This window comes from Geodermatophilus sp. SYSU D00696 (assembly GCF_054050235.1).
On sequence record NZ_JBJGYY010000015.1, the window covers coordinates 25,119 to 36,609 of the forward strand.

Sequence of the window (11,491 nt, forward strand, 5' to 3'; positions counted from 1 at the left end):
GCCCCCCGCGTCTCGGTGCTGTGTCCGTGCCGTGCGGCTGGTCCGGAACCCGTGATCTCGGGCCCGGCGGTCAACCTAGTAACCGGGAATCCGCAGGTCACGCGCGGTGCGCGCGGAGTTTCCGATCTCCGCCCGTCCGCACCTCACGCTCCGTCCACCGGCCGGGTGACGGTCCGTGAGACCCGCAGGTCAGAAAGTATACGGAACGTATTAGGTCCGCATGTGCCGCGCGAGACACGCGGAGCCCGACACGCCGGGGGACGGGAACTCAGCGGGCCGACCGGCGGCCCAGCGCCCACCCGCCCGACCGCGGCGAGCACCACCGCACCGAGGACGGCCAGCCCGATGCCGGCCAGGTGCCCGGTCGTCCAGGTGACCACCCCGCCGGCGGTCGGCGTCAGGGTGCTCCCGTAGGCGTCGGCGGACGTCAGGGGCGCGTAGGCGTAGCTGCCCCCGGACGGGACGCCCACGGGCCCCGTGTCCGCCCGCCAGAACAGCCCGACGCCGGAGACCAGCAGGGCTGCCGCCACCAGCAGCGCCGACGCCGGGCCCTGCCTCACGCGGTCAGCTCCTCGGTCCAGCGGGCGGCGGCGGCCCGCAGCGCGGCCGGGTCCGGTCCGGCGGCGAGCACGTCGCGGGAGACGGTGGGGAGCACGGCGCGATCCTGCCCGAACAGCCGCCGCAGGTCGGGCACCGTGCCGCCCTGCGCGCCGAGGCCTGGGGCGAGCACCGGGCCGCCGAGCCCGTCGAGGTCGACGTCCAGGTCGCGCAGGGTGGCGCCGACGACGACGCCGAAGGACCCCGTCGCCGCGCCCCAGCGGCCGGCGACGTCCCGCACCGCGCCGGGGTCGGGCAGCGGGTCGCCGACGACCCAGCCGGGGGTGTTCCAGCCGCGGACGGCGTCGACGACGACCTGCGCGACCGACCGCTCCCCCACCCGCGCGTGCTGCAGCGTGCCGGCGTCGGGGTTGGAGGTGCGGGCCAGCACGAACAGCCCGCCGCCGGTGAGCCGCGCGGTGTCCACGGCCGGCTGCAGGGAGCCGGGGCCGAGGAAGGGGCTGACGGTGAGCGCGTCGACCGCGCACGGGTGCTCCGGGCGCAGCACGTCGGCGTAGGCGTCCATCGTGGAGCCGATGTCGCCGCGCTTGGCGTCGAGCAGCACCAGCGCCCCGGCCGCGCGGGCCCGGGCGACGGCGTCCTCGAGGACCGCCAGCCCACGCGCGCCGTGCCGCTCGTAGAAGGCCGACTGCGGCTTGAGCACCGCCACCTGGCCGGCGAGCGCGTCGACGACGGCGTCGGTGAAGCGGGCCAGCCCGACGGGGTCGTCGGGCAGGCCCCAGCGCTCCAGCAGCCCGGCGTGCGGGTCGAGGCCGACGCACAGCGGCCCGCGGGCGGCGACGGCGTCGGCGAGGCGCCGCCCGAACGGCTCGGTCCCCGTCACCGCGGCACCGACCGCGGCAGGGTGTCGCCGTACGCGGCGATGCAGTCGCGGGCGAGGAACGGGTCGGCGAAGGCACCGGCCGCCGACTGCACCGCGTCGGCGCCGGCCGCGTGCAGCGCCGCGAACGACGCCGGGTCGGTCACCCCGCCCATCGCCAGCACGCTGAAGCCCCACCCGCCGGCCTCGCGCAGCCCGACCAGCCGGCGGGTGAGGTCCAGGGCGCGCCCGCGGACCGCCGCCCCCGACAGCCCGGCCAGGGCCCGGCCGGGGAACGTCGGCCCGCCGTCGCGGCGCACCACGCGGGTCTGCACCGTGTTGATGCCCGCGACGCCGTCGACCAGCGGCGCCAGCCGGGGCACCAGCGCGGCGAGCCGGTCCTCGTCGAGCCAGGAGAGCTTGGCGACCAGGCCGGTGCGGTCGTCGAGGTCGCGGCGCACCGCCTCGACCACCGCGACGGTGGCGTCGGCGTCGAGGCACAGCGGCGGTCTGACGCCGTCGGGGGACGCGGTGAGCGTGTTCGGGCAGGAGAGGTTGAGCTCGACCACGGTCGCGCCGGCCTCCTCGGCCAGCCGCGCGGTCCAGGCGAAGTCGGCCGCCAGCGCCGGCCCGTCGCCCTCCCCCATGACGCTGACCAGCAGCAGCTGGTCCTCGTCGACGGTGGCCAGCGACCGCTCGAGGTCGGGCATCCACTCCTCCGGCGCCGGGGAGGGCACCCCGAAGGAGTTCACCGTGCTGACCTCCGGGTCGCCCGGCGGGATCCAGTCCCACGGGTCGGCCACCACGACGCCGGCCCCGGGCCGGGGGGCGAAGGTCCAGTTCGGCTGGGCGTTGGGCTCGTGCGCGCGGCTGCGCACCGTCTTGTAGGTGAGCACGCTGAAGCCGTTGCGGGCGTGGTAGCGCACCCACTCCTCGCCGCCGTTGAGCACGCACGAGGGCACCCCGACCGGGAAGCCGACGTCGCGGCCGAGCACCCGCCAGCGGCGGTCCCCCGCGCGCGGGCGCTCGGCCAGCCGCGGGCCGACCGGCGTCGTCAGGTTCTCCCGGTAGGAGCGCAGCATGTCGTAGGAGGGCGTCCGCACGCCGTGCGCCGCCAGCAGCCCGCCGTGCCCGGCGAGGACGAGCACGCGGGTGAGCAGCGGCAGGTCGGCGTCGCCGGCCTCCCCCGCGGCCAGCCGGCCGGCCAGGCCCTCGGCGCCGGCCCGCAGCGCCGCGAGCTCCGCGGCCGGCGGCGCGGCGAACCGGGTGACCCCGGCGAGGAAGGCGGCGGGCAGCCCGTCGAGCAGCCCGCGGGCGGCGAGGTCGTCGCCCACCCGCCCGACGACGCTCATGCGCGCGGGGACAGCGCCGCGTGGACCTCCTGCAGGCTGCGCACGCCGAGCCCGCCGCGGCGCAGCGCCTCGACGCCCTGCACCGCCGCGGCCATCCCCTGCACGGTGGTGATGCACGGGATGTCCACGGCGACGGCGGCGGTGCGGATCTCGTAGCCGTCCAGCCGCGGCCCGCTGTTGCCGGGCGACCCGAACGGCGTGTTGACGACGATGTCGACGTCGCCGGCGAGGATCCGCTCCACGCAGTTGCCCGGGCCCTCGCTGTACTTGCCGACCACCTCGCACTCGACGCCGTTGCGGCGCAGCACCTGCGCGGTGCCGGCCGTGGCGAGCACGCGGAAGCCGAGGTCGGCCAGCCGCTTGACCGGGAAGACCGCGGCCCGCTTGTCCCGGTTGGCCAGCGAGACGAAGACCGTCCCCGAGGTGGGCAGCGGGCCGTAGGAGGCGACCTGCGACTTGGCGAAGGCGGTGCCGAAGCCGTCGTCGAGGCCCATGACCTCGCCGGTGGACTTCATCTCCGGGCCGAGCACGGTGTCGACCCCGTGGCCGTCGACGGTGCGGAACCGGTGGAAGGGCAGCACCGCCTCCTTCACCGCGATCGGCGCGCGCTCGGAGAGCTCGACGCCGTCGCCGGCGGCCGGGAGCACGCCCGCGGCGCGCAGGTCGGCGATGGTCTCCCCCACCGCGATCCGGGCCGCGGCCTTGGCCAGGGGCACGGCGGTCGCCTTGGACACGAACGGCACGGTCCGCGACGCCCGCGGGTTGGCCTCCAGCACGTAGAGGACGTCGTCCTTGAGCGCGTACTGCACGTTGAGCAGCCCGCGCACGCCGATCCGGGTGGCCAGCGCCTCCGTGGCGGTGCGGATCTTCGCCAGGTCCTCGGTGCCCAGGGTGATCGGCGGCAGCGCGCACGCGGAGTCGCCGGAGTGGATGCCGGCCTCCTCGATGTGCTCCATGACCCCGCCGAGGTAGAGCTCGGCGCCGTCGTGGAGCGCGTCGACGTCGATCTCGACGGCGTCCTCGAGGAACCGGTCGACCAGTACCGGGTGGGCGGGGCTGACGTCGGTGGCCTTGGCGATGTAGGCCTCGAGCGTGGCGTCGTCGTAGACGATCTCCATGCCGCGCCCGCCGAGGACGTAGGACGGGCGCACCAGCACCGGGTAGCCGATCGCCGCGGCGATCTGCCGCGCCTCGGCGAACGTGGTGGCGGTGCCGTGCTCGGGCGCGCGGAGGCGGGCGTCGGCGAGCACCCGGGAGAACGCGCCGCGGTCCTCGGCGTCGTCGATGGCCTCGGGCGAGGTGCCCAGCACCGGCACCCCGGCGTCCTTGAGCCGCTGCGCGAGGCCCAGCGGCGTCTGTCCGCCCAGGGTGCAGACCACCCCGGCCACCGGGCCGGCCGCCCGCTCGGCCTCGACCACCTCGAGGACGTCCTCGAAGGTCAGCGGCTCGAAGTACAGCCGGTCGGCGGTGTCGTAGTCGGTGGAGACGGTCTCGGGGTTGCAGTTGACCATCACGGCCTCGTAGCCGGCGTCCTGCAGCGCCATGACCGCGTGCACGCAGGAGTAGTCGAACTCGATGCCCTGGCCGATGCGGTTGGGCCCCGAGCCGAGGATGAGCACCGCGGGGCGCTCGCGCGGCTCGACCTCGGTCTCCTCGTCGTAGGACGAGTAGTGGTAGGGCGTGCGGGCGGCGAACTCGGCGGCGCAGGTGTCCACGGTCTTGAACACCGGCCGGATGCCCAGGCGCCAGCGCAGCACCCGGACGCCGTCCTCACCGGCGAGCTCCGGCCGCAGCGCGGCGACCTGCCGGTCCGAGAGCCCGTGCCGCTTGGCCCGCCGCAGCAGCTCGGGGGTGAGCGCCGGCGCGTCGCGCACCTGCTCCCCCACCTCGCGCACCAGCGCGACCTGGTCGACGAACCACGGGTCGAAGCCGCTGGCCTCGGCCACCTGCTCGACGGTCGCGCCCGCCGCGAGCGCCCGCTCGGCGAGGTACAGCCGGCCGTCGACGGGGGTGCGCAGCGCCTCGAGCAGCTCGTCGGCGGTCCGCGGGTCCGGCGGGCCGGTCCAGAAGCCGGCCACCGCCGTCTCGGTGGACCGCATCGCCTTGCCCAGCGCCTCGGGGAAGTTGCGGCCCAGCGCCATGACCTCCCCGACGCTCTTCATCGTCGTGGTCAGCCGCGGGTCGGCGCCGGGGAACTTCTCGAACGCGAACCGCGGGATCTTGACGACGACGTAGTCCAGCGCCGGCTCGAACGACGCCGGGGTGACGCCGGTGATGTCGTTGGTGATCTCGTCGAGCGTGTAGCCGATGGCCAGCTTCGCGGCGATCTTGGCGATCGGGAAGCCGGTGGCCTTCGACGCCAGCGCCGAGGACCGCGACACCCGCGGGTTCATCTCGATGACGACCAGCCGCCCGTCGGCCGGGTCGACGGCGAACTGGATGTTGCAGCCGCCGGTGTCGACGCCGACCTCGCGCAGCACGGCGATGCCGACGTCGCGCATCCGCTGGTACTCGACGTCGGTGAGGGTCATGGCCGGCGCGACGGTGACCGAGTCGCCGGTGTGCACGCCCATCGCGTCGACGTTCTCGATCGAGCAGACGACGACCACGTTGTCGCTGCGGTCGCGCATGAGCTCGAGCTCGTACTCCTTCCAGCCGAGCACCGACTCCTCGACCAGCACGGTGTGCACCGGGGAGTCGGCCAGGCCGTGGGCGGCCATCCGCCGCAGCATCGGCTCGTCGGTGGCGAAGCCCGAGCCCAGCCCGCCCATGGTGAACGACGGGCGGACGACGACCGGGTAGCCGACCTCGGCGGCGGTCTCCAGCGCCTCCTCGACGGTCGAGCAGACCCGCGAGCGCGGGGCGTCGGCGCCGACCGAGCGGACGATGTCCTTGAACAGCTGCCGGTCCTCGCCGCGGTTGATCGCGTCGACGTCGGCGCCGATGAGCCGCACGCCGTACCGGTCGAGGGTGCCGTTCTGGTACAGGCCGATGGCGATGTTGAGCGCCGTCTGCCCGCCGAGGGTGGCCAGCAGCGCGTCGGGGCGCTCACGGGCGATGACCCGCTCGACGAACTCCGGCGTCAGCGGCTCGACGTAGGTGGCGTCGGCGACCTCGGGGTCGGTCATGATCGTCGCCGGGTTGCTGTTGACCAGGCTGACCCGCAGCCCCTCGGCGCGCAGCACGCGGCAGGCCTGGGTGCCGGAGTAGTCGAACTCCGCGGCCTGGCCGATGAGGATCGGGCCGGACCCGATCACCAGGACGTGCGAGATGTCGGTGCGCCGGGGCATCAGCGGGCCTCCCCCATCAGGTCGACGAACCGCTCGAACAGCGGCGCGGCGTCGTGCGGCCCGGCCGCGGACTCCGGGTGGAACTGGACGCTGAACGCCGGGGCGTCGAGCAGCCGCAGCCCCTCGACGACGTCGTCGTTGAGGCCCACGTGGCTGACCTCGACCCGGCCGTAGGGGGTGTCGGTGGGCCGGTCCAGCGGCGCGTCGACGGCGAACCCGTGGTTGTGGCTGGTGACGCGGACGGTGCCGCTGACCCGGTCGAGCACCGGCTGGTTCAGGCCGCGGTGGCCGAAGCGCAGCTTGTAGGTGCCCAGGCCCAGCGCCCGGCCGAGGATCTGGTTGCCGAAGCAGATGCCGAACAGCGGCCGGCCGGCGTCGAGCACGCCCCGCACGGCGGCCACCGCGTAGTCGGCCGCGGCCGGGTCGCCCGGGCCGTTGGAGAGGAAGACGCCGTCGGAGCCGTGCGCGAGCAGGTCCTCCGCCGTCGCCGTCGCGGGGAGCACGTGGGTCTCGACGCCGAGGGCGGCCAGGTGCCGCGGGGTGGCGCTCTTGATGCCCAGGTCGAGCGCGGCGACGGTGAACCGCCGCTCCCCCGCCGCCGGGACGACGTAGGGCTCGCGGGTGCTCACCCCCGGGGCGAGGTCGGCCCCGGTCATCCCCTCGGCCGCGCGCACCCGGGCCAGCAGCGCATCGGCGTCGAGCGACTCGCTGCTGATCCCGGCCCGCATCGCGCCGCGCTCGCGCAGGTGGCGGGTGAGGGCGCGGGTGTCGATGCCGCTGATGCCGACGACGCCCTGGTCGGCGAGCTCGTCGTCGAGGCTGCCGGTGGCCCGCCAGTTGGCCGGGCGGCGGGCGGGGTCGCGGACGACGAACCCGGCCACCCACATGCGGCGGCTCTCGTCGTCCTCGTCGTTGACGCCGGTGTTGCCCACGTGCGGGGCGGTCATGGTGACGATCTGGCCGGCGTAGCTGGGGTCGGTCAGCGTCTCCTGGTAGCCGGTCATCCCGGTGGCGAACACCGCCTCGCCGACCGTCGTGCCGACCGTGCCGTAGGCCTCGCCGCGGAACGTCCGCCCGTCCTCGAGCACGAGGATCGCCTGGGTCACTTCTGCGCCTTCCCGTCGAGCACGGTCGCCTCGCCCCGCAGGAACGTGGCGACCACGCGGCCGGGCAGCTCCCGGCCGGCGTAGGGGCTGTTGCGGCTGCGGCTGGCCAGCGCGGCCGGGTCGACGGTCGCCCGGGCGGCGGGGTCGAGCAGCAGCAGGTTGGCCGGCTCGCCGGGCGCGAGCGGGCGCCCGTGGCCGGCCAGGCGGCCGATGGCCGCGGGGCGGACCGACATGCGGTCGGCGACGCCGGCCCAGTCGAGCAGGCCGGGCTCCACCAGCGCCTCGACGACGACCGACAGCGCCTGCTCCAGCCCCAGCATCCCGGGCCGGGCCTGCGCCCACTCGCTCTCCTTGTCCTCCACCGCGTGCGGGGCGTGGTCGGTGGCGACGGCGTCGATCGTGCCGTCGGCCAGCCCGGCACGGAGGGCCTGCACGTCCTCGTCGGTGCGCAGCGGCGGGTTGACCTTGAACACCGGGTCGTAGGTCTCGGCGCAGGCCTCGGTGAGCAGCAGGTGGTGCGGGGTGACCTCGGCGGTCACCTGCACGCCGCGGGACCTCGCCCACCGCAGGATCTCCACCGACCCCGCGGTCGAGACGTGGCAGACGTGCAGCCGGGCGCCGACGTGGCCGGCGAGCAGCACGTCGCGGGCGATGACCGCCTCCTCGGCGGCGGCCGGCCAGCCGGTGAGCCCCAGCCGCGCGGAGCGGTCGCCCTCGTTCATCTGCGCGCCGGCGGTCAGCCGCGGCTCCTCGGCGTGCTGCGCGACCACGCCGTCGAAGGCCTTGACGTACTCCAGCGCCCGCCGCATGAGCGCGGGGTCGGCGACGCAGTGCCCGTCGTCGGAGAACACCCGCACGCGGGCGGCGGAGTCGGCCATCGCGCCGAGCTCGGCCAGCCGCTCGCCGCGCAGCCCGACGGTCACCGCGCCCACCGGGACGACGTCGACCAGCCCGGCCTCCTGGCCGAGGCGCCACACCTGCTCGACGACGCCGGCGGTGTCGGCGACCGGGTCGGTGTTGGCCATCGCGTGCACCGCGGTGAACCCGCCCAGGGCCGCCGCGCGGCTGCCGGTCTCGACGGTCTCGGCGTCCTCGCGGCCGGGCTCGCGCAGGTGGGTGTGCAGGTCGACCAGGCCGGGCAGCGCGACCAGCCCGTCGGCGTCGACGACGGTGGCGCCGGGCGCCGAGAGCCGGTCGCCGACCGCGGCGATCCGGCCGTCCCTGAGCAGCAGGTCGACGGGGTCGCCGCCCAGGACGCGCGCCCCCTTGATCAGCGTGGTCACGAGGACGTTCCTCCGAGCAGCAGGTAGAGCACGGCCATGCGGACGGAGACGCCGTTGCCGACCTGCTCGACGATGGTCGAGCGGACCGAGTCGGCGACGTCGGCGGCGATCTCCATGCCGCGGTTCATCGGGCCGGGGTGCATGACGATCGCGTCGTCGGACAGCGCCGCCATCCGGCGGGCGTCGAGGCCGTAGCGGCGGCTGTACTCCCGCGCGCTCGGGAAGAACGAGGCGTCCATCCGCTCGGCCTGGACCCGCAGCATCATGACCGCGTCGGCCTTGGGCAGCACCGCGTCGAGGTCGTAGGAGACCTCCACCGGCCAGGAGCCCACGCCCACCGGCAGCAGGGTGGGCGGCGCGACCAGGGTCACCTCCGCGCCGAGCGTCGTCAGCAGCCACACGTTGGACCGGGCCACCCGGCTGTGCAGGACGTCGCCGACGACCGCCACCCGGACGCCGTCGAGGCGGCCCAGCCGGCGCCGGATCGTGTAGGCGTCCAGCAGCGCCTGGGTGGGGTGCTCGTGGGTGCCGTCGCCGGCGTTGACCACGCTGCCGCGCACCCAGCCGGCCAGCCGGTGCGGTGCGCCGGACGCCGAGTGCCGGACGACGATCGCGTCGGACCCCATCGCCTCCAGCGTCAGCGCGGTGTCCTTGAGGCTCTCGCCCTTGGAGACGCTGCTGCCCTTGGCGGAGAAGTTGATGACGTCGGCCGAGAGCCGCTTGGCCGCCAGCTCGAAGGAGATGCGGGTGCGGGTGGAGTCCTCGAAGAAGAGGTTGACCACCGTGCGGCCGCGCAGCGTGGGCAGCTTCTTGACCTCGCGGCCGGCCAGCGCCTGGTCGATCTGCGCGGCGGTGTCGAGGACGAGCGTGGCGTCGTCGCGGTCGAGGTCGGCCGCCTCCAGCAGGTGCCGCTTCACCGGCGCTCCCCCTCGGTCACCAGCACCTCGTCGGTGCCGTCGGTCTCGGTCAGGTGCACCCGCACCGTCTGGGCGCGCGAGGTGGGCACGTTCTTGCCCACGTAGTCGGCGCGGATGGGCAGCTCCCGGTGGCCGCGGTCGACCAGGACGGCGAGCTGGACCGCCCGCGGCCGGCCGAGGTCGCGCAGCGCGTCGAGGGCCGCGCGCACCGAGCGGCCGGAGAACAGCACGTCGTCGACGAGGACGACCAGCCGGCCGTCGATGCCCTGCTCGGGCAGGACGGTGTCCTCCAGCGTCCGGACGCCGCGCAGCCGCAGGTCGTCGCGGTAGAGGGTGATGTCGACGGTGCCGGCGTCGACCGCCGTGCCGCTGAAGGCCTCGACGCGGGCGGCCAGGCGGCGGGCGAGCGGGGCGCCGCGGGTCGGGATGCCGACGAGCACGAGGTCGGCGAGGTCGTTGCCCGCCTTCTCGATCAGCTGGTGCGCCATGCGGTCGACCACGCGGGCGACGTCGGCGGGGGTGAGCAGCACACCGGCGGTGGACGTGCGGCTGGGAGCAGGCTCGCGCGAGCCGGCCATCAGGCCTCCTTCCCCGCCTCACGGGACGGGTCGTTAAAGGAGCGGATCGGACCGGGACAGACCGTACTGCATGCCGCCGGAGGGCCCTCGGGGCACGTCCCGGTTCCGCTGGTGGCGGTGCGTGAAGCAGGATGCCCCCCGGATGAGGGATGCGCTGTCGCCCCGTCCGCCCAACCAGTACGCTGCGTGACGACCGAGCCCTCCCACCGACGACGGACAGTGAGCAGACACGCATGAGCACGGACTACTCGCGGGCCCTCGGTGCCCGGCTGCGGGCGATCCGCAACCAGCAGGGCCTCTCCCTGCAGGGCGTGGAGGACAAGTCGCACGGCCGCTGGAAGGCCGTCGTCGTCGGCTCCTACGAGCGCGGCGACCGGGCGGTGACCGTCCAGCGCCTCTCGGAGCTGGCGGTCTTCTACGGCGTGCCGGTCTCCGAGCTGCTGCCCGACCCGCGCCCCTCCTCGGCCGTCACGTCCACGACGAAGATCGTGCTCAACCTCGAGTCGCTGGGCTCGCTGCCCGCCGACGAGGCCGGACCGCTGGCGCGGTACGCCTCGACCATCCAGGCACAGCGGCACGACTACAACGGCAAGGTCCTCTCCATCCGCGCGGAGGACCTCAAGTCGCTGGCGATCATCTACGACATGAGCCCCGACGAGCTCACCACCCGCCTCATCGAGTGGGGCGTGCTCAACCCGGGCGGCATGGACGGCCTGGGCGCCGCCGCTGCCGACGACGACGAGGCCTGGGACCGCCGGCGCGCCCCGCGCTGACCGATCCGTCCCCGGGTCCCGTTCCCGGGGCCCCGTTCCCGACGGGACGTGCACGCAGCGCGACCGGCGGGGCTCCTCGACCGCGGTGTGTGCACGACCCGGGCCCGGCTCCGGGCGCCGGGAACTGTCGGTGGGTGCTCCTAGCGTCGGCGGCGCCGACCACGCGCACCCCCGAGGAGCACCCGTGACCCCCGTCCCGCCCGTCCCGATGCCCGACCGCGAGACCCTGCTGGCCATCAGCCGCCGGGCCGCGCTGCGCCGGGCGCAGCGGCGCGACGCCGGTGCGCGGGCGGCGGCGATGCTGGCCGCCGCCGGGGTGGCCGGCGCCGCCTGAGGCCGCACCTCACGACGAGGAGGTGGGCACCTCGGTGTCGAGGATGGCGCCGAGGACGCCGTTGACGTAGGCCGGCGAGTCGTCGGTCGACAGCGCCCGCGCGAGCTCCACGGCCTCGTCGATGACGACGGCGTCGGGCACGTCGTCGGCCCACAGCAGCTCGAACACCGCCATCCGCAGGATCGCCCGGTCGACGTCGGGCAGCCGCTCCAGCGACCACCCGCGCGCGTGCTGCCCGATCAGCTCGTCGATGCGCCGGGCGTGCGCGGCGACGCCCTCGACCAGCCGGACCGTGTGGTCGGACACCGGCGGGTCGGCGAGCGCGATGCGCTCCCGCAGCATCTCCACCGCGTCGGCGCCCCGCAGGTCGGCCGCGTAGAGGACGTCGACGGCGCGCTTGCGCGCCTTGGTGCGGGCGGCCATGCGGGGGCTCCGGGGTGC

The 11,491-nt window shown here is 75.4% G+C and carries 11 protein-coding genes; 2 read left to right on the forward strand and 9 right to left on the reverse strand.

What is annotated here, in order from left to right:
* Positions 1 to 143 precede the first annotated feature (143 nt).
* Genes ACI79O_RS11425 through pyrR form a run of 8 tightly spaced genes read right to left on the reverse strand, consistent with a single transcriptional unit; the run spans position 144 to position 9,943 of the window.
* Complete coding sequence (locus ACI79O_RS11425) at positions 144 to 560, reverse strand: hypothetical protein (RefSeq protein ID WP_456914188.1); 417 nt, start codon at positions 558 to 560, stop codon at positions 144 to 146.
* A complete protein-coding gene (gene pyrF / locus ACI79O_RS11430) occupies positions 557 to 1,441 on the reverse strand; it encodes an orotidine-5'-phosphate decarboxylase (protein ID WP_456888240.1) in 885 nt (294 codons plus the stop codon). Before pyrF ends, ACI79O_RS11425 begins: the two co-directional genes overlap by 4 nt.
* Positions 1,438 to 2,769: a dihydroorotate oxidase gene (locus ACI79O_RS11435; protein ID WP_456914189.1), complete on the reverse strand. Its 1,332-nt coding sequence runs from the start codon at positions 2,767 to 2,769 to the stop codon at positions 1,438 to 1,440. Before ACI79O_RS11435 ends, pyrF begins: the two co-directional genes overlap by 4 nt.
* The gene (carB, locus tag ACI79O_RS11440) at positions 2,766 to 6,059 is read right to left on the reverse strand and encodes a carbamoyl-phosphate synthase large subunit (protein ID WP_456888237.1); all 3,294 of its coding nucleotides are present in this window, start codon (positions 6,057 to 6,059) and stop codon (positions 2,766 to 2,768) included. Before carB ends, ACI79O_RS11435 begins: the two co-directional genes overlap by 4 nt.
* Positions 6,059 to 7,165 (reverse strand): glutamine-hydrolyzing carbamoyl-phosphate synthase small subunit, encoded by a 1,107-nt coding sequence (gene carA / locus ACI79O_RS11445; RefSeq protein WP_456888235.1) that lies wholly within the window; start codon positions 7,163 to 7,165, stop codon positions 6,059 to 6,061. The genes carB and carA overlap by 1 nt, the downstream gene beginning before the upstream one ends.
* Positions 7,162 to 8,448, reverse strand: a complete 1,287-nt coding sequence (locus tag ACI79O_RS11450) for a dihydroorotase (protein WP_456888233.1) — start codon at positions 8,446 to 8,448, stop codon at positions 7,162 to 7,164. The genes carA and ACI79O_RS11450 overlap by 4 nt, the downstream gene beginning before the upstream one ends.
* A complete protein-coding gene (locus ACI79O_RS11455; protein WP_456888232.1) occupies positions 8,445 to 9,365 on the reverse strand; it encodes an aspartate carbamoyltransferase catalytic subunit in 921 nt (306 codons plus the stop codon). Before ACI79O_RS11455 ends, ACI79O_RS11450 begins: the two co-directional genes overlap by 4 nt.
* Positions 9,362 to 9,943: a bifunctional pyr operon transcriptional regulator/uracil phosphoribosyltransferase PyrR gene (pyrR, locus tag ACI79O_RS11460; protein ID WP_456888230.1), complete on the reverse strand. Its 582-nt coding sequence runs from the start codon at positions 9,941 to 9,943 to the stop codon at positions 9,362 to 9,364. The genes ACI79O_RS11455 and pyrR overlap by 4 nt, the downstream gene beginning before the upstream one ends.
* 233 nt (positions 9,944 to 10,176) lie before the next feature.
* Between pyrR and bldD the strand changes: the two genes are divergently transcribed.
* Positions 10,177 to 10,716: a transcriptional regulator BldD gene (gene bldD / locus ACI79O_RS11465; RefSeq protein WP_456876588.1), complete on the forward strand. Its 540-nt coding sequence runs from the start codon at positions 10,177 to 10,179 to the stop codon at positions 10,714 to 10,716.
* Between the two features lie 184 nt (positions 10,717 to 10,900).
* The gene (locus ACI79O_RS11470; protein WP_456876587.1) at positions 10,901 to 11,050 is read left to right on the forward strand and encodes a hypothetical protein; all 150 of its coding nucleotides are present in this window, start codon (positions 10,901 to 10,903) and stop codon (positions 11,048 to 11,050) included.
* Positions 11,051 to 11,059: 9 nt separating this feature from the next.
* On the opposite strand, the gene nusB is transcribed toward ACI79O_RS11470, so the two are convergent.
* Positions 11,060 to 11,473, reverse strand: coding sequence for a transcription antitermination factor NusB (gene nusB / locus ACI79O_RS11475; protein WP_456876586.1), 414 nt, complete (start codon positions 11,471 to 11,473; stop codon positions 11,060 to 11,062).
* Between the last annotated feature and the right edge of the window lie 18 nt (positions 11,474 to 11,491).

Excerpts from the sequence above, each read along its gene's own strand:
- nusB (WP_456876586.1), bottom strand. The coding sequence starts at position 11,473 with ATGGCCGCCCGCACCAAGGCGCGCAAGCGCGCCGTCGACGTCCTCTAC.
- carB (WP_456888237.1), bottom strand. The coding sequence starts at position 6,059 with ATGCCCCGGCGCACCGACATCTCGCACGTCCTGGTGATCGGGTCCGGC.
- bldD (WP_456876588.1), top strand. The coding sequence starts at position 10,177 with ATGAGCACGGACTACTCGCGGGCCCTCGGTGCCCGGCTGCGGGCGATC.
- ACI79O_RS11435 (WP_456914189.1), bottom strand. The coding sequence starts at position 2,769 with ATGAGCGTCGTCGGGCGGGTGGGCGACGACCTCGCCGCCCGCGGGCTG.
- pyrR (WP_456888230.1), bottom strand. The coding sequence starts at position 9,943 with ATGGCCGGCTCGCGCGAGCCTGCTCCCAGCCGCACGTCCACCGCCGGT.